Source organism: Mesorhizobium sp. M1307, from assembly GCF_040318155.1.
GTDB lineage: Bacteria > Pseudomonadota > Alphaproteobacteria > Rhizobiales > Rhizobiaceae > Mesorhizobium.
This window is the reverse complement of the sequence record NZ_JAMYLR010000008.1, coordinates 1-21,339: the sequence shown is the minus strand read 5'-3', so window position 1 is coordinate 21,339 and position 21,339 is coordinate 1. Positions and strand designations below refer to the sequence as shown.

Annotated in this window: 22 protein-coding genes and 1 pseudogene; 18 read left to right on the top strand and 5 right to left on the bottom strand. The window is 62.6% G+C overall.

Annotation, left to right across the window (positions count from 1 at the left end; all coding sequences use genetic code 11):
• Positions 1-33 precede the first annotated feature (33 nt).
• The 6 genes from NKH16_RS12205 (at position 34) to NKH16_RS12180 (ending at position 6,395) form a co-directional block, all read left to right on the top strand.
• Complete coding sequence (locus tag NKH16_RS12205) at positions 34-633, top strand: VOC family protein (RefSeq protein WP_352899558.1); 600 nt, start codon at positions 34-36, stop codon at positions 631-633.
• Between the two features lie 144 nt (positions 634-777).
• Positions 778-3,072, top strand: coding sequence for a bifunctional salicylyl-CoA 5-hydroxylase/oxidoreductase (locus tag NKH16_RS12200; RefSeq protein ID WP_352899555.1), 2,295 nt, complete (start codon positions 778-780; stop codon positions 3,070-3,072).
• Positions 3,069-3,842 carry an SDR family NAD(P)-dependent oxidoreductase gene (locus tag NKH16_RS12195; protein ID WP_352777315.1) on the top strand — a complete coding sequence of 258 codons (774 nt, stop codon included), beginning with the start codon at positions 3,069-3,071 and terminating at the stop codon, positions 3,840-3,842. Before NKH16_RS12200 ends, NKH16_RS12195 begins: the two co-directional genes overlap by 4 nt.
• On the top strand, positions 3,836-4,306 hold the full coding sequence (locus tag NKH16_RS12190) for a MarR family winged helix-turn-helix transcriptional regulator (RefSeq protein WP_023676834.1): 471 nt from the start codon (positions 3,836-3,838) through the stop codon (positions 4,304-4,306). Before NKH16_RS12195 ends, NKH16_RS12190 begins: the two co-directional genes overlap by 7 nt.
• Positions 4,303-5,115, top strand: coding sequence for an enoyl-CoA hydratase family protein (locus NKH16_RS12185; RefSeq protein WP_352899552.1), 813 nt, complete (start codon positions 4,303-4,305; stop codon positions 5,113-5,115). The genes NKH16_RS12190 and NKH16_RS12185 overlap by 4 nt, the downstream gene beginning before the upstream one ends.
• Positions 5,116-5,264: 149 nt before the next feature.
• Positions 5,265-6,395, top strand: a complete 1,131-nt coding sequence (locus NKH16_RS12180) for an IS481 family transposase (RefSeq protein ID WP_352899549.1) — start codon at positions 5,265-5,267, stop codon at positions 6,393-6,395.
• A gap of 117 nt (positions 6,396-6,512) precedes the next feature.
• On the opposite strand, the gene NKH16_RS12175 is transcribed toward NKH16_RS12180, so the two are convergent.
• From NKH16_RS12175 to NKH16_RS12165, 3 genes are all read right to left on the bottom strand, one after another.
• Positions 6,513-6,869, bottom strand: a complete 357-nt coding sequence (locus NKH16_RS12175) for a DUF488 domain-containing protein (protein WP_352569431.1) — start codon at positions 6,867-6,869, stop codon at positions 6,513-6,515.
• A gap of 57 nt (positions 6,870-6,926) precedes the next feature.
• Complete coding sequence (locus tag NKH16_RS12170; RefSeq protein ID WP_352569432.1) at positions 6,927-8,183, bottom strand: aminopeptidase; 1,257 nt, start codon at positions 8,181-8,183, stop codon at positions 6,927-6,929.
• Between the two features lie 80 nt (positions 8,184-8,263).
• Positions 8,264-9,178 (bottom strand): LysR substrate-binding domain-containing protein, encoded by a 915-nt coding sequence (locus tag NKH16_RS12165; protein ID WP_352899547.1) that lies wholly within the window; start codon positions 9,176-9,178, stop codon positions 8,264-8,266.
• Positions 9,179-9,275: 97 nt separating this feature from the next.
• Between NKH16_RS12165 and NKH16_RS12160 the strand changes: the two genes are divergently transcribed.
• From NKH16_RS12160 to sbmA, 3 genes are all read left to right on the top strand, one after another.
• Entirely contained in the window at positions 9,276-9,482 is a 207-nt protein-coding gene (locus tag NKH16_RS12160) for a hypothetical protein (protein ID WP_023674059.1), read from the top strand.
• A gap of 152 nt (positions 9,483-9,634) precedes the next feature.
• Entirely contained in the window at positions 9,635-10,750 is a 1,116-nt protein-coding gene (locus NKH16_RS12155; protein WP_036237967.1) for a YbfB/YjiJ family MFS transporter, read from the top strand.
• Positions 10,751-10,864: 114 nt separating this feature from the next.
• Positions 10,865-12,142: a peptide antibiotic transporter SbmA gene (gene sbmA / locus NKH16_RS12150; RefSeq protein ID WP_031211034.1), complete on the top strand. Its 1,278-nt coding sequence runs from the start codon at positions 10,865-10,867 to the stop codon at positions 12,140-12,142.
• Positions 12,143-12,169: 27 nt separating this feature from the next.
• Here sbmA and NKH16_RS12145 read toward each other — a convergent pair whose 3' ends face one another.
• Positions 12,170-13,162, bottom strand: coding sequence for a polysaccharide deacetylase family protein (locus tag NKH16_RS12145; RefSeq protein WP_352899745.1), 993 nt, complete (start codon positions 13,160-13,162; stop codon positions 12,170-12,172).
• A 205-nt stretch (positions 13,163-13,367) separates the two neighbouring features.
• On the opposite strand from NKH16_RS12145, the gene NKH16_RS12140 reads away from it, so the two are divergent.
• Both NKH16_RS12140 and der read left to right on the top strand, forming a co-directional pair.
• Positions 13,368-14,033 (top strand): tetratricopeptide repeat protein, encoded by a 666-nt coding sequence (locus NKH16_RS12140; protein WP_352743418.1) that lies wholly within the window; start codon positions 13,368-13,370, stop codon positions 14,031-14,033.
• 6 nt (positions 14,034-14,039) lie between these two features.
• Positions 14,040-15,473 carry a ribosome biogenesis GTPase Der gene (gene der, locus NKH16_RS12135; protein ID WP_352449942.1) on the top strand — a complete coding sequence of 478 codons (1,434 nt, stop codon included), beginning with the start codon at positions 14,040-14,042 and terminating at the stop codon, positions 15,471-15,473.
• A 252-nt stretch (positions 15,474-15,725) separates the two neighbouring features.
• Here der and NKH16_RS12130 read toward each other — a convergent pair whose 3' ends face one another.
• Positions 15,726-16,481, bottom strand: a complete 756-nt coding sequence (locus NKH16_RS12130; protein ID WP_352449941.1) for an SDR family NAD(P)-dependent oxidoreductase — start codon at positions 16,479-16,481, stop codon at positions 15,726-15,728.
• Between the two features lie 190 nt (positions 16,482-16,671).
• Here NKH16_RS12130 and NKH16_RS12125 point away from each other — a divergent pair, with 190 nt between their 5' ends.
• From NKH16_RS12125 to NKH16_RS12095, 7 genes and pseudogenes are all read left to right on the top strand, one after another.
• On the top strand, positions 16,672-17,244 hold the full coding sequence (locus NKH16_RS12125; protein WP_352449940.1) for a L,D-transpeptidase: 573 nt from the start codon (positions 16,672-16,674) through the stop codon (positions 17,242-17,244).
• A gap of 199 nt (positions 17,245-17,443) precedes the next feature.
• A complete protein-coding gene (locus NKH16_RS12120; protein WP_352449939.1) occupies positions 17,444-17,578 on the top strand; it encodes an ABC transporter in 135 nt (44 codons plus the stop codon).
• A gap of 148 nt (positions 17,579-17,726) precedes the next feature.
• Entirely contained in the window at positions 17,727-18,299 is a 573-nt protein-coding gene (locus NKH16_RS12115) for a hypothetical protein (RefSeq protein ID WP_352449964.1), read from the top strand.
• A gap of 200 nt (positions 18,300-18,499) precedes the next feature.
• Positions 18,500-19,087 (top strand): protein-S-isoprenylcysteine O-methyltransferase, encoded by a 588-nt coding sequence (locus NKH16_RS12110; protein WP_352449963.1) that lies wholly within the window; start codon positions 18,500-18,502, stop codon positions 19,085-19,087.
• An 11-nt stretch (positions 19,088-19,098) separates the two neighbouring features.
• The gene (locus tag NKH16_RS12105; RefSeq protein ID WP_352449938.1) at positions 19,099-19,878 is read left to right on the top strand and encodes a hypothetical protein; all 780 of its coding nucleotides are present in this window, start codon (positions 19,099-19,101) and stop codon (positions 19,876-19,878) included.
• Positions 19,875-20,765, top strand: a complete 891-nt coding sequence (locus tag NKH16_RS12100; protein ID WP_352449937.1) for an SDR family NAD(P)-dependent oxidoreductase — start codon at positions 19,875-19,877, stop codon at positions 20,763-20,765. The genes NKH16_RS12105 and NKH16_RS12100 overlap by 4 nt, the downstream gene beginning before the upstream one ends.
• Positions 20,766-20,804: 39 nt before the next feature.
• Positions 20,805-21,035, top strand: a pseudogene (locus tag NKH16_RS12095) (ribosome biogenesis GTPase Der); the annotation flags it as partial.
• Positions 21,036-21,339: the final 304 nt, after the last annotated feature.

Here is a 21,339-nt window from a genome sequence, read left to right as displayed (position 1 = left end):
CGGCAAAATGTCCCGCGATTGAGGATGACTGACATGAAGAATGCAATCCGCTACGCAGCGCTCACCGCCACCGTGCTGGGAGGCATCGGCACGGCTTACGCCAGTTCCATTCCCGGCATGCGTGGCCACGACCACACCGGCGTCACCGTCCCCGACATGGAGCAGGCGGTCGATTTCTTCACCGAGGTGGTTGGCTGCAAGAAGGCGATGTCGTTCGGCCCGTTCGCCGACGACAAGGGCACATTCATGCAGGATCTGCTGGGCGTCGATCCCAAGGCGGTGATTGAGGAGATCACCCTGGTCCGCTGCGGACACGGGTCGAACATCGAGTTGTTCAAATACACCGCGCCGGACCAGAAGGACCTGAGGCCTCGCAACAGCGACATAGGCGGCTTCCATATCGCCTTCTATGTCGACGACATCGCCGCCGCAAAAGCCTATCTTGACGGCAAGGGCGTCAAGACGCGGATGGGACCGCTGCCGGTTACCGAAGGCCCGGCCGCCGGCCAGACCATCCTCTACTTCCAGGCGCCCTGGGGCTTGCAGTTGGAAGCGATCAGCTATCCCAATGGCATGGCCTATGAAAAAGATGCGGAGACGGTGCTGTGGAGCCCGAAGAACCCGGAAAAATAGCCCCGGGGCGTCCCTGGCCTGCGCAAGCCGACTGCCGGCAAGCTGGATTTCTGGGGCGGATTGTTTCAATCCTGAAACTTCAAGCTTGAATTAATCCGTCTCAGGCGTAAACTCGACAAACAGAAGCGAAGAGGAGATCGCACGATGAAAGTTGCGGTTCTCGGCGGCGGACCAGCCGGGCTCTACTTTGCAATCTCGCTGAAGCTCAGGGATGCCGCGCATGAGGTCACGGTGTTCGAGCGCAACCGTGCCGATGATACGTTTGGCTGGGGCGTCGTGCTGTCGGCCGAAACGCTGGAGAACCTGACCAAAAACGACCCGGTCAGCGCCGTCTGGATCCGCAAGCATTTCGCCTATTGGGACGATATCGCCGTCATCCATGACGGCGTGCGCACGGTCTCGACCGGTCACGGCTTTTGCGGCATTGGCCGCAAGCGGCTGCTCACGTTGCTGCAGCGGCGGGCGCGCGAACTCGGCGTCAAGCTGGTCTTCGAAACCGACATCGCCGATCCCAAGCCATATATGGAGACGCACGACCTGGTTGTCGCCGCCGACGGGTTGAACTCGAAAGCGCGGAGCGCCTTCGTCGACGTGTTCAAGCCCGATATCGACATCCGTAGATGCAAGTTCGTCTGGCTCGGCACCCACCAGAAATTCGACGACGCCTTCACCTTCATCTTCGAAAAGACCGAGCACGGCTGGGTGTGGGCGCATGCCTACCAGTTCGACAGCGACACCGCGACCTTCATCGTCGAATGCAGCGAGCAGACCTGGCAGCGCTTCGGCTTCGGCGCGATGTCGCAGCAGGAATCGATTGCCGTCTGCGAGCGCATCTTTGCCCGCCATCTCGGCGGCCACGCGCTGATGACCAACGCCAATCATATCCGCGGCTCGGCGTGGATCAATTTCCCGCGTGTCTTGTGCGAACGCTGGTCCTACAAGAACCTGGCGCTGATGGGCGACGCGGCGGCGAGCGCGCATTTCTCGATCGGTTCCGGCACCAAGCTGGCGCTGGAAAGCGCGGTGGCGCTGGCCGACTATGTCGAGTCCGAGCCAGACCTCGAGGCCGCCTTTAGCAAATATGAGGACGCCCGCCGCACCGAAGTGCTGAAGCTGCAGTCGGCGGCGCGCAATTCGCTCGAATGGTTCGAGGAGGTCGAGCGCTATCTCGGCCTCGATCCGGTGCAGTTCAACTATTCGCTGCTGACGCGTTCGCAACGCATCAGTCACGAGAATTTGCGGCTGCGCGATGCCGAATGGCTGGCCGGCGCCGAGGAGTGGTTCCAGCGCCAGGCCGGCGCCGGGGGCAACAATCTGCGTCGCGCGCCGATGTTCGCGCCGTTCCGGCTGCGCGGCATGGCGCTGCAGAACCGCGTCGTCGTCTCGCCGATGGCGCAGTACAAAGCGGTCGACGGCTGTCCGACCGATTGGCATTTCGCCCATTACGCCGAACGGGCCAAGGGCGGCGCCGGTCTCCTCTATATCGAGATGACGTGCGTCAGCGCGGAGGGCCGCATCACGCCTGGCTGCCCCGGTTTCTATGCGCCCGAGCATGAGGTCGCCTGGAAGCGGCTGGTCGAGTTCGTCCATGCCGAAACCGAGGCCAAGATCTGCGCCCAGATCGGCCATTCCGGTGCCAAGGGGTCGACCAGGCTCGGCTGGCAGGGAACCGACGTGCCGCTGCCCTCAGGCAATTGGCCCGTCATGGCAGCGTCTTCCGTGCCGTGGTCGCGGGAAAACCAGGTGCCGAAGGCGATGGACCGCGCCGACATGGATATGGTGCGCGACCAGTTTGTCGCTTCGGCCGAGATGGCGGCGCGCTGCGGCTTCGACATGCTCGAAATCCACGCCGCGCACGGCTATCTCCTGTCCTCCTTCATCACGCCCTTGACCAACCGGCGCACCGACTCCTATGGCGGCTCGCTGGAAAACCGCATGCGCTACCCCTTGGAAATCTTTCATGCGGTGCGCGCCGCGTGGCCGGCCGAGAAGCCGATCTCGATGCGCATCTCCGCTAATGACTGGCTGGGCATCGAAGGCGTGACGCCGGCCGATGCCGTAGAGATCGCGCGGCTGCTGCATGAGGCCGGCGTAGACATCTGCGACGTATCGGCCGGCCAGACTTCGGCCGTGGCAAGACCGGTCTATGGCCGCATGTTCCAGACGCCGTTTTCCGATCGCATCCGCAACGAGGTCGGCATGGCGACGATGGCGGTCGGCAATATCTATGAGCCGGACCACGTCAACTCGATCCTGATGGCGGGCCGCGCCGATCTCGTCGCACTGGCTAGGCCGCATCTTGCCGATCCGTATTGGACGCTGCACGCGGCCGTCACGCTTGGCGATCGCGGCGTCAAATGGCCGGATCCCTATCTGCCCGGCCGCGACCAGCTCTACCGGCTGGCCGAACGCGAAGCGGCAGCGGGGTTGAAAGTATGAGTGCCGCGGCGACGATTTCGGGGCGTCATGCGCTGGTCACCGGCGGCGGCTCCGGCGTCGGCCGCGCGATCGCGCTGGCGCTGGCCGGCGCGGGCATTGACGTGACCATCTGCGGCCGGCGCGTGGAGCCGCTTGCCGAGGTCGCCGCGGAGAACAAGTCCATCTTCGCCATTGCCGCCGACGTCACCGACGAGACGTCGATGGCGTCGCTCTACGAGGCAGCGGAAGCGGCACGCGGAGCGTTCGACATCGTCGTTGCCAATGCCGGCATGTCCGGCAGTGCCCCGGCGCAGCGGACCTCGCTGGCAGACTGGCAGCGCACGCTCGACGTCAACTTGACCGGTGCGTTCCTGACGGTGAAGCCGGCGTTGGCCGGCATGGCAGTGCGCAAGACTGGCCGTATCATCTTCGTCGCTTCCACCGCCGGACTGAAAGGTTATCCCTATGTCGCAGCTTACGTTGCCGCCAAGCATGGCGTCGTCGGCCTGATGCGGGCACTCGCCGTCGAGACCGCCAAGTCCGGCATAACAGTGAATGCCGTGTGCCCAGGGTTTGTCGAAACCGAGATGCTGGGGAGCACCGTCCAGCGCATCGTCCAAACGACCGGCCGCTCGTCCGAGCAGGCACGGACAAGCCTAGCCGCGACCAACCCGCAAGGCCGCTTCATCCAGCCGGAAGAAATTGCGGCCGCGGTACTTTATCTGTGTGGCGACGCCGCCCGGTCGATTACCGGGCAGACGATTTCGATCTCCGGAGGTGAGACATGGTAGCCGGTCCCCTGCCCGCCCCGTCCGGACCCGGCAAGGACCGCCTGCGGCTGTGGATACGCCTGCTGCGCGCCTCGCGCACCATCGAGGCCGAGCTGCGCGAACGACTGCGGCAAGAGTTCAACACAACGCTGCCACGCTTCGACGTGATGGCCGCGCTCTACCGCGCGCCGGAGGGCATGCTGATGAGCGATCTTTCGCGCTTCCTGCTGGTGTCCAACGGCAATGTCACCGGCATCATCGACCGGCTGGTCTCGGAAGGGTTGGTGATGCGGGCCCGACGCAATGGCGACCGCCGCACCTCGATGGTGCGGCTGACGGAAGAGGGATCGAAGATTTTCGCCGTGATCGCCGCCGCGCATGAAAAATGGGTCGGCGAGTTGCTGGGCAATGTGAGCGAGGATGAGGCGCGCCGGCTGACCGGCATGCTGACCTCCTTCCGCAGCAATTGGGAGGGACGGGAATGACGAAGCTGGCCGGCCGCAAGCCGAAGCATTTCCTCTGGCAGGTCGAAGGCAAGATCGCAAAGATCCGGCTCGATCGACCGGAGCGCAAGAACCCGCTGACCTTCGACAGCTATGCCGAATTGCGCGACATATTTCGCGACCTTGTCTACGCCGATGATGTCGATGCTGTGGTGTTCCTGCCCAATGGCGGCAATTTCTGCTCGGGCGGCGATGTCCACGAAATCATCGGCCCACTGGTCAAGATGGACATGAAGGCGCTGCTCGCCTTCACCCGCATGACGGGCGATTTCGTCAAGGCGATGCTGAATTGCGGCAAGCCGATTATTGCGGCGGTCGATGGCGTGGCGGTCGGCGCCGGCGCGATTATCGCCATGGCCTCCGATATCCGCATCGCCACGCCTCAAGCCAAGACAGCATTCCTTTTTGCGCGCGTCGGCCTTGCCGGCTGCGACATGGGGGCCTGCGCGATCCTGCCGCGCATCATTGGCCAGGGCCGCGCCGCCGAGCTGCTCTATACCGGCCGCACGATGAGTGCCGAGGAAGGCGAGCGCTGGGGCTTCTATAATAGGCTGGTCGATGCCGCGGCGCTCGAGGCCGACGCGCTCGACATGGCCGCGCGCATCGTTTCCGGCCCGACCTTCGCCCATGGCATGACCAAGACGCAGCTGAACCAGGAATGGTCGATGGGTCTCGACCAGGCGATCGAAGCGGAAGCGCAGGCGCAGGCGATCTGCATGCAGACCCGCGATTTCGAGCGGGCGTACACGGCTTTCGTGGCTAAGGAGAAGCCGGTGTTCGAGGGAAATTGAGATGATCGCTTCCACGCTGGCGGGACAGCACCCCCCTCTGGCCTGCCGGCCGTCTCCCCCTCAAGGGGGTGTTTGGACCGGAGACATCGCGAACAGGTGTGCGAGGACATCGCGAACAGTTTGGCGCGCTTTGCGCCGGGAGGTTCGGGATGCCATTCGAGGACACGAGCGCGATGAAACAGAAGCTGGAATTTGTCAGATTGGCGAGCGCGCCGGGGGCGAATGTGAGCGCGTTGTGCCGGCGCTTTGGGATCGGTCGGACCGTGGCTCACAAGTTGATCGCGCGCTATCGGACGGAGGGCGAGGCCGGGCTTTTGGAGCGTTCGCGCCAACCGCTCTCGAGTCCCAGGCGCAGCGCCTGGGAGGTCGAAGCAGCGGCGCTTTCGGTGCGGGCGGCACATCCGGCCTGGGGCGGGCGCAAGATCGCCCGGGTCCTGGCGCGCCAGGGGATTGGCTGTCCGTCGCCCTCGACGGTGACCGGCATCTTGCGTCGCAACGGCGTCGAGCTCGGGGCGCTGGGCGGCGGGGCAAAGCCCTTCATCCGCTTCGAGCACGACGCGCCCAACGATCTGTGGCAGATGGACTTCAAGGGTTATGTGCCGTTGCGCGCCGGGCGCCTGCATCCGCTGACCGTGCTCGACGACCATTCGCGGTTCTCGATCGTGCTGTCGGCCTGCTCCGACCAGACCACCGAAACCGTGAAAACGCGCCTGATCACGGCCTTCCGCCGCTATGGCCTGCCCTTTCGTATCGCCACCGACAACGGCCCGCCTTGGGGCGATGGCGGCCGCAACGACTTTACCCTGCTCGGCGTCTGGCTGATCGAAATCGGCATCGCCATCGGGCATTCCAGGCCGTATCATCCCCAGACGCTGGGCAAGGAGGAGCGCTTTCACCGCACGCTCAAGGCCGAGGCGCTGCAGGGACCGCCGTTCGAGAACCTGGCGGCGGCCCAGCGGGCCTTCGACCGCTGGCGCCACATCTACAATGCAGAGCGCCCGCACGAGGCGATCGCCGGCGCCGTGCCGCTCGACCGCTACCGGTCTTCCCCGCGCGACTTCAGGGAGACCCCGCAGCCCTTCGACTATGCGCCCGGCGACCATATCCGCAAGATCCAGCAGAAGGGCGCGACCTCGCTGTTCGGCCGCCACTTCAAGATCTGCAATGCCTTCGCCGGGCGCGCCGTCGCCTTCCGTGCGACCGACAAGGACGGCGTCTTCAACGTCTTCTTCCGCCATCAGAAAATCCAAACCATCGACCTCAACCTCGTCGAGAGATAGCATGGAGCACTGTTCGCGATGTCCTCGCACACCTGTTCGCGATGTCTCCGGTCCAAACACCCCCTTGAGGGGGAGATGGCCGGCAGGCCAGAGGGGGGCGCTGTCCCGCCGGCGTGGCTAATTGATCCCACGTAAATAGCTCGCCAGTGCCACCGCATTGTTGTGCGCCTCGTCATGGGCGCCGTAGAGCAGCGTCACCTTGCCTTCACGGAGCAAGGCACGTAGTTCCGCCACCGCCTCGCCGTTCCGGTCGAGCTCATCGCGGTATCGCCGCTGGAACTCCGCCCAGCGCGCCGGCTCATGGCCGAACCATTTGCGCAACCCATTGCTTGGCGCGATGTCCTTTAGCCAGAGCGTCAGCGCCGCGTCCTCTTTGCGGACGCCGCGAGGCCATATGCGGTCGACGAGCACCCGCTGCCCGTCATCGGGCGCCGGCGGCTCATAGATGCGCTTGACCGCGAGCTCCATTGCCAACTCCGCATGGGCCAGCAGGCGCCGCTGCTTGCTGGCCTTCGTTTAGAGATCCCGGGCCTAAACCCACTCGCCCTTGCGCATCACCGGCACGCGGCTGCCGTCCTTATGGACACCGTCTATGTCGATCTTGTCCGAGCCGATCATCCAGTCGATGTGGATGAAACTCTTGTTGCCGCCGCGCGCCGCGATCTCGTCCTGGCTGAGCGAGGCGCCGTCGACGAAGCACTTCGAATAGCACTGGCCGAGCGCGATGTGGCAGGCGGCGTTCTCGTCGAACAGCGTGTTGAAAAACAGCAGCCCGCTCTTGGCGATCGGCGAGGAATGCGGCACCAGCGCCACCTCGCCGAGACGGCGCGAGCCTTCGTCGGTATCGAGCACCTTTTGCAGCACATCCTCGCCCTTCGTGGCCTTGGCCTCGACAATGCGGCCCGCCTCGAAACGCACCGCAATGCCGTCGATCAGGGTACCCTGATAGGACAGCGGCTTGGTGCTGGTGACATGGCCTTCGACGCGCCTTGCATGCGGCGTGGTGAAAACCTCTTCGGTCGGGATGTTGGGGTTGCAGGTGATGCCGTTCTTGGCGGTCGAGGCGCCGCCCATCCACTCGTGGCCGTCGGCCAGCCCGACGGTCAGGTCGGTGCCGGGGCCGGTGAAATGCAGTGCGTGGAAATTGTGGCCGTTCAGCCATTCGGTGCGGCTCTTCAACGCCGCATTGTGCGCCGTCCAGTTGCCGATCGGGTCTTCGACATCCACGCGCGAGGCGGCAAAGATAGCGTCGGCGAGCTTGGCCACGGCGACGTCTTCGGCATCGTCCGGAAATACCTGCTTGGCCCAGGCCTCATCGGGATAAGCGACGATGTTCCAGTTGATGTCGAAGCCGGTGATCTTCTCCAGCGCCGGCTGGTAAGCCATCGAATTCGCCTTGTTGGCACGCGCCACCTTTGCCGGGTCCTGCGCCGAAAGCAGCGACGGATCCTCGCCGCGCACGGCAAGCCTCGCCGCATTGTTGGCGAAGGCTTTTGTCATGCCTTCATAGAGCCAGCCGGCGGCGCGGTCGAAGCCGGCGTCGGCGCCGTAGCGGAAGCGCGCGAGAGTGATCTCATCGTCGTTGAAGATCGGCGTCACCAGGCCCGCGCCTGCCTTGTAGGCGTGCTCGACGATCCGCCGCGTCAAAGGCAGCGCGGCAATAGACGAGGTCAGCACCAAATCCTGCCCCGGCTGCAATTGCAGCCCGACCTTGACGGCGACCTCCGCCAGCCTGTCGAGCTTCACCGGGTCGATGCTTGCGGAAACGCCGCGCGAATGTGTGGTCATGATCCTGCCTGCCGTGATTGGGGACTGTTTCTTACATAGACCGGCGCTGCCGACCTTTCCACTGTGATGTGCCGGCAGGTTTAGCGCGCGCTCTCGAGCGACCTGAACTGCGCCATCGTCGCCTCGATCTCTTCGCGGATCCAGGTCTTGAAATCCCTGACCTTACGGCTTTCGCTCTTGCTGGCCGAGGTCACCAGCCAATAGCCGAGCCCGCTCTGGGCGCGTATGCCGAACGGCGCAACGAGACGGCCGTCAGCCAGCGCGTCGGCGGCCAGCAACTGCCAGCCGAGCATGACGCCGTGGCCGGCAATCGCCGATTCCAGGCACAGCATCGGATCGGTGAAGCGCGCGCCCTTCATGAAGGTGACAGGCTCCACTCCGGCCGCTTCGAACCAGCTCTCCCAACTGATCATCGATCTTTCGTCCGTGATCGCACAGGTCAAAGCAAGGTCCTCGATCGATTTCAGCTTGCTGGCGATCACCGGTGCACAGACCGGAAACACCTCCTGCGCCAGCAGCAATTCGGCCCGCCCGCCCGGCCATTTGCCGTCGCCGAGCCGAATGGCGACGTCGATGTCCGAACGATCGAGATCGGCAAGCCGCACCGAGGCATCGATGCGCAGAAGCACGTTCGGATGCCGGGCGAAATGCCGCGACAGCCGCGGCAGCAGCCATTTCGAGGCGAAAGCCGGCGCCACCGAAACCACCAGCGTGCACTCCGAGCTTTCATCGGCAAGCGCCACCGCCTGTGCGAGTTCGCGGAAGCCTGCGCTGAGCCGCGCGGTAAAGACGGTGCCGAATTCCGTCGCCACCAGGCCAGCTGGCGTTCGTTCGAATAGCGCCCGGCCGAGCTGCTTTTCTGTTCGGTTGATCTGCTGGCTGACGGCGCTGACCGAGACGTTGAGCTCGCCGGCCGCCGCCGCGAGCGAGCCCAGGCGGGCAACAGTTTCCACGGCGCGCAAGCCGTTGAGATGGACGCGGTTCAGAGTAGCCATACAGTTTTTCTAAACTGGAGCGGCTGAAATCTCAATTGCCAGACGCTAAGGAACGGCGGATTCTAAGTGGGCTACTCAGAGTGAGGAGGCAAATCCGATGAAGATTTTGTCATGGCTTGGCGCCTTTTCCCCGATCGGGGCGCAGCCGCACCGGGATGACAGCCAGGCCACCAGCTGGGTGACCGATCCGCTGTCGCATCCGGTGCTCGACACCATGTCGGAGCGCGAACTCGCCGACATGCCATTCAGGCTGACCGCGTGTCGTACCCGCTTCGAGACGGCGCCAAGGACCTGCTGCGGCTGAACAAGGACTTGCTGGCACTTCAGGTGAGCCGGCCGCCGACGCGGCTGCGCAACCCTTCTGGCCCAACAAAAGGCGGATTGTCTGACCGGCAGGCGCACCTATTGTGCATCGCGATGAAAGCCGCTTCGCCCTTGCGCCTGGCAATCGCCGGCATGATTGCCCTGGCCGTCGCCATGGGAATCGGCCGCTTCGTCTATACGCCGATCCTGCCTGGCATGATGGAAGAGCTCGGCCTGTCGCCGGCTGATGCCGGCTGGATCGCATCGGCCAATTATCTCGGCTATCTCGTCGGCGCGCTTGCCGCCACCGGCGGCTGGGCGCAAGGCCGCGAGCGCCAGCTGATGCTGGCCGGCCTTGCCGCCACCGCGATCCTCGCCGGCCTGATGGGCCTGAGCGGCACCATGCCCGGCTTTCTCCTCATCCGCTTTCTTGCCGGCCTCGCCAGCGCCTTCGTGCTGGTCTTCATGACCAGCATCGTTTTCGGTCATCTCGCCGCGGCCGGGCGAAACGACCTGCAGGCGCTGTATTTCGGCGGTGTCGGCCTCGGCATCGCGGCGTCCTCGGCGCTGTTGGCAGTCCTCGTCACCGAACATGCCGGCTGGGCGGCGGGCTGGCTGTGGTCCGCGGTGATTTCGGCCTGCGGCTTTGCCGTCGTCGCCTTGCTGGCCGGCGGCACCTCGGCCGCGAACAGCACCACCGGGAGCGAGCCGGCACTGCCGAAAGACCGGTCGCTGGTGAAGATCATCGTCGCCTACGGCCTGTTCGGCTTCGGCTACATCGTCACGGCAACGTTCCTGGTCGCCATCGTCCGCCAGGGCGGCGGCGGCCGCGTCTTCGAGGCCGTGGTCTGGATGGTCACCGGACTTGCCGGTTTCCCATCGGTCTGGCTGTGGCAGAAGCTTACGGCTAAAATCGGGCTCTATGCCACCTACGCCCTGGGGTGCCTGGTCGAGGTGGTCGGCGTCAGCGCCAGTGTCGTCATGGGCGGGCGCACCGGGCCGCTGCTCGGCGGCCTTCTTGTCGGCGGCACCTTCATCGCCATAACCGCGCTTGGCCTCCAGGCCGGACGGCAGCTTGCCCCGCAAGCACCACGCCGGATGCTGGCGGTGATGACGGCCGCCTTCGGCCTCGGCCAGATCATTGGCCCGATCGTCGCCGGTCTGCTTGCGCAGGCCTCGGGTAACTTTTTCCTTGCCTCGATCGTGGCCGCCGCCGTCCTGCTCGCCTCGGGTGCGATCGCCTGGTCGGCTGCGCCAAAATCGCCATGATTATGGTCTTGCTCGGCGCCGGGCGTTGGGCACGGGCATTTTCTTTCCCGCTAATGTGTGACTTTATGCCCGCTGAACCCGCTGATTTGCGCATCGACCGAGGATTTCGCCACAGTGTTCGTATCGTTTTTTCCGCAGCCGAAGCTGTTCTTCAGTTCGGTCGCCGTCTGGAGCCTCGCGGCCGTTCTGTTTTGGTTTTTTGGAGGAGAGCAACTTGGAGCAGTGTTTGGACTGCCCCCGATGGCCGCCGGCGTCGACAAGATCATTGGCGTGTCGCTCTTTTGGTCGAAGCCATTTCTCTGGTTCTATATATATTTTGCGGCTGTCGTCCTCATCTTCTACGGCTTTTGGGCCTGGTACCGACCTCATCCATGGCGGAATTGGTCGATCCTTGGCACCTCACTGATTCTCTTTGTGATCTATTACCAGGTGCAGGTAAATGTCGCCTTCAATGACTGGTATGGCCCTTTCTACGATCTTATTCAGAAGGCTTTAGGCACACCGTACTCTACGACGCCGTGGGACTTCTATATCCAACTGCTGACAATCATGTGGATTGCGCTTCTGGCTGTGACCGTTGGCGCCCTCAACCGGTTTTTTGTAAGTCATTGGATATTTCGTTGGCGCACCGCAATGAACGAATACTACATGACCAACTGGGAAAGATTGAGGCGCATCGAAGGTGCGTCCCAGCGTGTTCAAGAAGACACGATGCGCTTCTCCAGCACGATGGAGGATCTGGGCGTAAGCTTAGTCGGGTCCATCATGACACTGATAGCGTTCCTTCCCGTGCTGCTGCATCTCTCTGAAAACGTCACGGAACTGCCGATTGTCGGCACGGTGCCTTACTCCCTGGTCGTTGTAGCAATCCTTTGGTCGGCCTTCGGAACTACCTTCTTAGCTGCGGTAGGAATCAAACTGCCGGGTCTCGAATTCCGCACCCAACGTGTCGAGGCAGCCTACCGCAAAGAATTGGTCTATGGTGAGGACGATGCAGATCGCGCCCAACCGCCAACTGTCGCTGACCTTTTTAGAAGTGTAAGAAGCATCTATTTTCGTAAATACTTCCACTACTTATATTTTAACGTCGCTAGAATATTCTATCTACAGATCGACAATATATTTCCATATATTGTTCTTGTCCCTACGATGGTCGCGGGAAAGATCAAGCTCGGCGCTCTGAACCAGATTCTCAACTCCTTTGAGCAGGTCCGATCTTCATTTCAGTATCTGGTCAATGCCTGGCCGACGGTCGTGGAACTGATCTCGATCTACAAACGCTTGCGCGCCTTCGAGGCCACGCTCGAAGGCGAGCCGCTGCCGGAAATCGACCAGCGTTATCTCGAACGTGAGCAAGCCGGCTTGCGTCCGGAGGATCAGCCGGCAAGCTGAGATGGGGCAGCGGCGATCACTTGCGGCTCAGCCGCCCACAGCTGCCTGTCTTTCGCCTCGCCGCGAAACGTAGTCGCGAAAACTGATGCACTCGACATCGGACCTGGTGCAGACCTCGCCGGCAAAGCGTTCCAGCGCGTTCCAGTAGGCGCCGTCGTTCATCAGCGTGAAATGGAAGCCGAGCTCAAGCGGAATGCGCTTGCCCTGGTATTGCGCATCGAAGGCGGCGCGGAACGCGTTATAGGTCCGGTCAGCGAACTCTTCTGCCCTGCTCGGCCGCTCGAAGCCGCCGGAATGTCTGACATAGAGATTGTAATCCATGGCGATCACCCGCCTTGAGCTCGGCCCTTCCGGGATCTGCGGCAGCGAAAAGCGCGTGATGCCGTTGACAGTCGGCGGCTCGACCGGCCCGCGCGAAACGCCGCTTGCGTCGAGCAGGAAACCGGCCGCCGTCAGCGCCTCGTAGAGCGCCTTGTTTGCCGACAGATAAGGCGCGCGGAACCCGACCACCGACTTGCGCGCAAAATCGCGCCAGCCCGTTGGTTCGGGTGCGATGCCGTTGATCGAATAGGCGTTTTCGAGAACATGCCTGAAGGAGCCGAACTCGCTTAGCCAGTCGGCTTTGCTCCAGTCCTTGCCGTCGAAATGGCCGCAGCCATGGCTGCCGATGTCGTGGCCTTCCGAGGCGGCGAGGTTGATCTGCTCGAGCCGCTCGGCGACTTCCTGTTTGGAGGCGGCGAAGCCGATATTCGATTTGCCTTCTGTCTTGCCGGGCGCGGTGTATTGCTTGCGCGTCTCGGGCGACAGCAGGAACACGCAGGAGACGAAATAGGTGAAATGCGCGCCTGTGCGCCGGGCCAGCGCCCGGCTGCGCTGCCACTGCGAAATGTCGCGGGCGCTGTCGAATGAGATGATGACGATCTGCTTCGGTTTTGCCGGCGGCGCCGGCGGGTCGGCAAAAGCCGCGCCGGTAGCAAGCGCGGCAATCGAAAACGCAACAACGCGGGACAAACGGGGCAAAGGCATCTGACCGGATCAAGGAATGTAGAAGCGACGCCTACCGGTGAAATATGGCACGGGTACGATCGACCTGTACGGCCGCCGTTGGCGGTGACTGCCTCGTGAATAGGCGATTTTCCTGCCGAACCCCTTCCATGCCGGCAAAATTTCGCTAAAACGCGGGCTCATCAACCGCCCCGCCCGGGGCAGGAAATGGTTTTGATCCATGTCGGACGACAGTTTTATCCGCGAAGTCAACGAAGAGATTCGTCGCGACCAGGCGCATGCGCTGTGGGACCGTTTCGGTCCCGCCTTGATCGTGCTGGCCGTGCTGGTGGTGCTCGGCACTGCTGCTGTCGTCGGCTACCGCTATTGGGACGAAACTCGCGCCAACCGCTCGGGCGATGCTTTTTCGCAGGCGCTCAAGCTTGCCAATGACGGGAAGAACGACGAGGCGCTTGCCGCTCTGGAGGCGTTGGAGAAGGACGGCTACGGCGCCTATCCGCTGCTCGCCCGCATGCGCGCGGCAACCGTCAAGGCGGATAAGGGCGACGTCGACGCCGCCGTCAAGGATTTCGACGAGGTCGCCGCCGACACCAAGATCCCCTCCGGCATTCGCGACATGGCTCGTCTCAGGGCAGCGCTGCTTCTGGTCGACCACGGCTCTTTCGCCGATGTCTCCAGCCGCGTCGAGGCGCTCACCGCCGACACCAACACGCTGCGCCATACGGCGCGCGAGGCGCTTGGCCTTGCCGCCTGGAAGGAAGGCAAGGCGGCGGATGCATTGAAGCTGTTCGACCAGATCGCCGCGGATGACGGCGCCCCGCGCAACACGCGCGAGCGGGCGACTTTGATGTCCGAGCTGATCCGTGGCTCGGGCGGCGTGTCGTGATAGTCCATGACCTTCAAAGTCGCCATCATCGGCCGGCCTAACGTCGGCAAATCGACCCTTTTCAATCGGCTGGTGGGAAGGAAGCTGGCGCTTGTCGACGATACGCCCGGCGTCACCCGCGATCGCCGCGTCCATGCCGCAAAACTCTACGATCTGCATTTCGACGTCATCGACACCGCCGGCTTCGAGGATGCGGCCGCCTCGACGCTGCCCGGCCGCATGCGCGCCCAGACCGAGATCGCCATCCGCGAAGCCGACCTGATCTTTTTCACGATCGATGCCAAGTCCGGGCTGATGCCCGACGACAAGACCTTCGCCGAGATCGTGCGCAAGTCCGGCAAGCCGGTTGTCGTCGTCGCCAACAAGGCCGAGGCGCGCGGCGCCCAGGGCGGCATGCTGGAGGCCTGGGAGCTCGGCCTTGGCGAACCGATCCCGGTCTCGGCCGAACACGGCCAGGGCCTGCCCGATTTGCGCGACGCGGTGATCGCGGCACTGGGCGAGGCGCGCGCCTTCGGCGAGGACGAAGAGGCCGGCGAGGAGGAGGTCGCCGCCAGCGAGGTGCTGATCGGCGAGGATGTTACCGACCCGGACGCAGAGCCGAGCTATGACGACACCAAACCGATGCGCATCGCCGTCGTCGGCCGCCCCAACGCCGGCAAGTCGACGCTGATCAACGCACTAATCGGCGAGGAGCGGTTGTTGACCGGCCCTGAGGCCGGCATCACTCGCGATTCCATCTCGGTCGACTGGGACTGGCATGGCCGCCGCTTAAAATTGTTCGACACCGCCGGCATGCGCCGCAAGGCCAGGATCCACGAAAAGCTCGAAGTGATGTCGGTGCAGGACGGCTTGCGCGCCATCCGCTTTGCCGAGATCGTCATCATCGTGCTCGACGCCACCATTCCCTTCGAGAAGCAGGATCTGCAGATCGCCGACCTGATCATCCGCGAGGGCCGTGCCCCGGTGATCGCCTTCAACAAATGGGATCTTGTCGACCATCCCCAGGAGCTGCTGGCCGAGCTGCGCGAAAAAACCGAGCGGCTTCTTCCCCAGGCGCGCGGTATGCAGGCGGTGCCGGTGTCGGCCGAGACCGGGCGTGGCCTCGACAAGCTGATGGATGCCGTCATCCGGACGCATCGAGTTTGGAACAGCCGTGTGTCGACCGGCAAGCTCAACCGCTGGCTGGAAGGCATCCTGGCGCATCATCCGCCGCCCGCTGTCGCCGGGCGTCGGCTGAAGATCAAATATGTCACGCAGGCCAAGACGCGGCCGCCGGGCTTCGTCGTCTCCTGCTCACGGCCGGATGCGATGCCGCAATCCTACGTCCGCTATCTCTCGAACAGCCTGCGCGAGGCTTTCGACATGCCCGGCGTGCCGATCCGCATCGCCTTGCGCACCTCGGACAACCCGTTCGCCGGCAGGGCGAAGAAGCGCCGCTGAGCTGCGCGTCTTCTGGGCGCCAGCATCAGGCTACGCTCCGCAGGCCGCTCGCGGGCAGCGCCTGCACATTTTCGGGAAGGCGATTCCACCGACACCTGCAGCAGGATGTCGGCAAGTCGCGCCGCCACCGGGTCTGGCTCGGCCTTCCTTGCGATGCGGCAACAGGCCCATCTCAGGCAGTGCGGGCAGCCCGGCGATCTCCGGCGTCATCGCCCTGACGGTGGCCGGCGCGAGTGGGGGCAGCCTCTGCACCTAATGGGCGGTGTAAGCTCCGTCCACCAGATGGTAGCTCCCAGTGATAAAGCTGGCCTGGTCGGACAAGAGGAAGCATACAAGAGCCGCTACCTCTTCCGGTTTCCCGCGCCTGCCCATCGGCTGAAGACCTGCCATGCGCCGGCTGGCTAATGCCTCCATTTGCTCCGATAAAAGAGGCGTTTCGATCCAGCCGGGGCCGACTACATTGATCCGGATGCCCATCCTGGCATATTCGATCGCCGCAACTTTGGTTAGTCCAACGACTCCGTGTTTCGCTGCCGTGTATGCGGACGCAGTTGGCAAGCCGACGGAACCGAGAACGGAGGACATGTTCACGATGGCGCCTCCGCCTCGATCCAGCATCGCGGCGATTTCGTACTTCATGCTGTAGAAAACGCCATTAAGATTGACGTTTATCAGCTTGTGCCAGTTGTCGAGCGGATAGTCTGCCGTTGCTTTTCGAACGCCGTCGATACCTGCATTGTTTACCGCCATATCCAGTCCGCCGCATTTCTGGACAGTGAACTCGATCAGCTTTTCCACGGCTGCTGCATCCGTGACATCTACCGCAAAGTCGTAGGCCCTGCCTCCTTGCGAGCTTATTTCGGCGGCTTTGCACTGCGCGGCCTCGGCGTCAAGGTCGGCGACAACAACCTCGGCTCCTCCTTGCGCGAGTTGCCGTGAAACAGCGGCTCCTATTCCGGAGCCTGCGCCGGTCACAATCGCGACTTTACTATGGAAGTCAGGCTTCATCGTCTCTGTCCTATGCCCATTTTGACATAACCGAAACAGAGGCAGACGGTTATCGCAAGAAGTTTCGCTCCAATTCGCTTGTCAATCCTGTGAATTCATTTTTGCCACCACACAGCGAGACTTGGCCCGCAGCCCTTGGAATGGTAGAGACGAGGGCGGCGGTAGATGACCAGTTTCCTAGCAGGTAGAAATGGAAGAACACCACATTGCGCGCCGGGGGCTCGTGCTGGGTAGTCTGGCTCTGATGGTCTCCGGATGTACGTCGATTTCATCCGCGTTCGGACCAAGGCGTGGCCTGAATCCTCGTTACCGACGGCAGCATGTGCGGTACGACGGAAACGAGCCGGCCGGAACAATCGTCGTCGATACTTCGCAACGTTTTCTCTATGCCGTCGAGACGGACGGGTGGGCGACGCGCTACGGCGTCGGCGTCGGCGAGCAGGGACTTTCGTTCAAGGGTACAGCGACCGTCGGCCGCAAGGCGGACTGGCCGTCGTGGACACCCACCGCCAGCATGATGAAGCGCAAGCCGCGCCTGGTGCAGTATGCAGGGGGGGTCCCTGGCGGACCAAACAACCCGCTTGGTGCGCGTGCCCTTTATCTCTATCGCGACGGGCACGACACCCACTTCCGGATACATGGTACAAACGAGCCATGGACGATAGGCACAGCGGTATCGAACGGGTGCATCCGTATGATAAATGACGACGTCATTGACCTCTACGACCGTACTCCTTTGGGCACGACGGTGGTGGTTGTTTGATGGTGGGCAGGCTTGATCTCCGTTGGATGGTGAACCCTGCCAGCACGTCACCGCAAAGGTGCCGCCGGCAACCGGGTGCCAACTGTGTCATTTCTGCACTAGGCGTTGGTGTAGATCGCAGCTAACTTGGTGGGGCTGCATATCGTTCTAGTTGTGGCGATTCTATAGGCTATTCCGCCCCCGGGGAAAGGATTGCTTGATGAACAGGATATTGATTGCAATGGTTACTGTGCTCGCCGTTGCCAGCCTGAGCGGCTGCGCGAACGACTGGATCGGCAAAGGAAAGGGTAAGGCTCCGGCACCCGCTCCGGTAGAGGAACCAGTGATTAAGTAAGGACCGGCTTGTATGGGGAAGGGGTGCCAAGCCCTTCCCCATACATACGCAGCCGGGGCTTTGGCCGGCTTCATAGCATACGGCGCGGTTGGCGGGCATAGGCCGTTATTAGGTCTGTGCTTCGTGAAGTTCGGGAATGGACGCGGCGATGACGCTTGTAAGTAGCCGTCTCTTGCTTGTGGCGTTGGTGGCCCTCCCGGCAGCGGCATGTCAGACGAAAGACCTGCCGCCCCAGCCGAATTTCGTATCTTATGCCAATGGCGGAGCTGCGCCTCAAAAAAACGACGAGCGGTACTTCATCGAGTTCCGCTCCCGCTACGCCCTAAGCTACGGCCACACCTACGCAGTTTTTGGGCGCCTGGACCGGGCCGGGAGAATGATCGATCCCCAAGTCGCGGGCCTTCACCCGGCTTCGAACAGTGCGGTTCCCTATGTTCTGGGCCATATCGTGCCGGTGCCAGCCGAAACCGGGTGGAGCGACGGTGATCTGGAAGAACCATACAGATCCGCAAGCTGGCAAATCATATTGACCCGGGCCGAATACGACAAAGTCGTTGCCTACATCCGCAAGCTGCAGGCGAGCTCGCATGTCTGGCAGGCGACGGTCTTGAACTGCAACGGCTTCGTGGCGGACATCGCTCATTCCATGGGATATAAGACTCCCGCCATTCAGCTCCGGCCGCAACAATTCATAACCGAGCTTCGGGAGATGAATACATAACCAAGATTCGAGGGATGAATGGGACCGAATGCGATCGGTACTGCCCCTCCGGCTTTCGCGTCTGCGGACTAACTCGGAGAGGATCGCTGCGCCTGAAGGTCGGCCGGTGACGAAATCGAGGCGATGGGTGAACTGGCCATACTCAGGGGCAGCTGCTACAGTCGCGATCGCAGAAAGGGCGCTGGTGACCTGAAGTGAGCATTGCGGCAGCCTCACTTGGCGAGGTCATTTGGGTAATCGGCATCGTTGCTTGGTACGTGATCCGGTATCCCTTCGAGCGCCGGGCAAGGCGCGTGCGAATTGTAACTGGCTACCGCTCACGTTCCGACATCGTCGGGCTTGCATCTGCTCTGTTTGGCCTCGCAATCCTGCCTGCCTTCTATGTTGTCACCGGCATGCCCGCAGCGGCTGACCACCCGGCCAGCGCGTGGGCCGTGGCTCTCGGCACAATCATCTTCTGCTCCGCGCTATGGGTTTTTCGCAGGTCCCACAAGGAACTTGGCCGGAACTGGTCGATTACGCTGGAGATCCGCGAACGGCATGAACTGGTCAGCGCCGGGCCATACGCCTTGGTCCGTCACCCTATGTACACCTCTTTCCTGCTTATGGGGCTCGGCCAGGTCTTTCTGCTGCCGAACTGGATTGCGGGCATATCGGGTTTGATTGGGTTCGCAGTCCTTTTCCTGCTGAGAGTGGACGAGGAAGAGCGTATGATGCTGGAGAATTTCGGTCCGCAATACCGTGCCTATATGGAAAAGACCAAGCGAATATTCCCTTATCTTTATTAGAGGTACGTTTGATGCGAGGCCGAGCCCTCAAGCTTTCCGCGCCCCGGCGCCTTGTTGGCGATCTGATGAGGTTTTCGATCGGCGTGCCACGGGTCGCGGTGCAGCGTCAGATGAACCTCGGCCCACTCGTAAGGGCTAGGATGGCGCAGCAGGCCAGGCCCTCGTGGACCGCGATCTTCCTGAAAGGATATGCGCTTCTCGCCCTAGAGATGCCGGAGCTGCGGCGCGCCTATGTCAAGTTGCCCTGGCCGCAGCTTTACGAGTATCCGGCAAGCGTAGCCTCGATTGCCCACGAGCGCGAATATGATGGCGAGCCGGCCGTTCTGCTGAGCTGCATCAAGCGCCCGGAACGCTACTCCATCACGGAACTTGAGGGATCCATCCACGCGGCTCGATCACGGCCGATCCTGGAGGTCCCGGAGTTCCGGCGTGCCTTGCGCATGGCAGGTGCGCCCGCGCCAGTCAGGTGGCTGCTTATGTGGCTAGGGTTGAACATCGCCCGGCAAAGGTCAAATTACTTCGGTACCTTCCAACTGTCCGTCTATTCTGGTCTCGGTGCGGAATCACTCAACCCGCTGACACCATTGACCACGCTTCTCAACTACGGTCCCATCGGCAAAGACGGATCGGTGAATGTCCGCATCCACTACGATCACCGGGTCATGGATGGAGCGAACGTTGCACGAGCACTGGAGAGATTCGAAAAGATCCTGAACGGCATTGTCGCCAATGAAGTGATGCTGCTCGATCAAAGTGTTGCCGCTCCTGCAGGACAGAGGAACGCGACATGATTTCGCGCTGTGAATTCCGGCCAGCCGTCGTCGTGATTGGCGGCTCGGGTGGAATTGGCCGGGCAATTGCGAGCGTCGCTGCACGGGAGCGCGGTGCGGTTGTGCTGGTTGCCCGCTCGCCCGAGGGTTTGGCCGCTGCGGCGTCTGAGGTTCGGGAGAGGGGTGGCGAGGCATTCACGCTCGAGTTGGATCTCGTGGCAGGCGATGCGCCAACGCGCCTGGAGGGCTTCCTGTCCGCACACGGCCTGGTCTGTGATGTCCTGGTCAACAGCGCCGGCTATGGCCTGCGGGGCGCGACGACGGCGCTGCCTATTGATGGTCAACTCGGCATCATCGATCTCAACATACATTCCCTCACAGAACTGACCCTCCATTTTCTGCCGGGAATGGTGGCGCGCCGACGGGGCGGGGTGCTCAATCTCAGTTCCGTGGCCGGGTTCGTTCCCGGGCCTTATATGGCTCTGTACTTCGCTAGCAAAGCTTTCGTGCGCTTCTTCTCAGAGGCGCTTCACCAGGAATTGCGCCGAACCGGTGTGACGGTCACATGCGTTGCACCAGGCCCGGTGTCGACGGAGTTTCTCGCAAGGTCAGGCGCCAATCAGACGGTGCTCTTCAACATCTTGCCCAAGGTGGATCCGGAGTATGTGGCTGAACGGGCGTGGCGAGGGTTCAAATCCGGTCGTCGCCTCGTCGTACCGGGGATCTCGGCCAAGTTGGCTGCCCTTGCGGCAGCGCTCCTGCCTTCCGCAGCGCTGCTGCCCCTGGTCGGCCGGCTGCAACGCGGCGGCAATGATCAATGTCCTTGCGGTTCAGGTATGAAGTTCAAGAAATGCTGCGGTACCCGCCAGATTCAGCTACGCCGGGGCCCTCGGGGAATTAGCCCCTGACCGCAGCACGCCACCGAAAAACCTCATTGAAGCAAGAGACCGCTCGCCGATGACGGGCGTCGGCTGAAGATCAAATATGTCACGCAGGCCAAGACGCGGCCGCCGGGCTTCGTCGTCTCCTGCTCTCGCCCCGATGCGATGCCGCAATCCTATGTCCGCTATCTCTCGAACAGCCTGCGCGAGGCTTTCGACATGCCCGGCGTGCCGATCCGCATCGCCTTGCGCACCTCGGACAACCCGTTCGCCGGCAGGGCCAAGAAGCGCCACTGAGGGGAGCTTTCAGGGGCGCTGCGCCTGCGCTCGGCTCGGGAGTAACGCAAGAGCGTCGTTGCGGTGCAGGATCTTTGCTAACGCTGGCGGGACAGCACCCCCTCTGTCCTGCCGGACATCTCCCCCGCAAGGGGGAGATTGGATTTCGCGAATGCCTTCGCCAATCTCTAACGGTGCAAGAAAGGTGCCAAGAACGAAGCTGCCAATCTCCCCCTTGAGGGCAGGGCTATCGCATATGAGTGATGGCATTGATGAGATAGTCGTCGTTCCAGGCGCATTTCTTGATGCGATGGCTGATGGGAAC